This is a genomic window from Streptomyces sp. UF-297, from assembly GCF_058245575.1.
On the sequence record NZ_JBSIBZ010000257.1, the window covers coordinates 1 to 440 of the forward strand.

The window sequence follows — 440 nt, forward strand, 5'->3', positions numbered from 1 at the left end:
CCACAACCGGGAGTTACCCCACCATGGCAACCACGCGCACCGCTCAGACCCACTGGGAAGGCAACCTGCTGGAGGGCAAGGGCCAGGTCGCCCTCGCCTCCTCCAACATCGGCACCTTCGACGTCAACTGGCCCGCCCGCGCCGAGCAGCCCGGCGGCGTCACCAGCCCCGAGGAGCTCATCGCCGCCGCCCACTCCTCCTGCTACTCCATGGCCTTCTCCCACGGCCTGGCCGGCAAGGGCTACACCGTCGCCTCCCTGGACACCAAGGCCGATGTCACCTTCCAGCCCGGCGAGGGCATCACCGGCATCGCCCTGACCGTCAAGGCCAGCGTCCCCGGCCTCTCGCAGGAGGACTTCCAGGCCGCCGCCGAGGACGCCAAGAAGAACTGCCCCGTCAGCCAGGCCCTGGCCGGCGTCAAGAACATCACCCTCGACGCC

General features: G+C 70.0%; 1 protein-coding gene. It reads left to right on the forward strand.

The genetic code is table 11. From position 1 onward, the window contains the following. Positions 1-23: 23 nt before the first annotated feature. Positions 24-440 (forward strand): OsmC family protein (locus AC4IJH_RS43720; protein WP_490857599.1); only part of this gene is annotated, 417 nt, incomplete at its 3' end.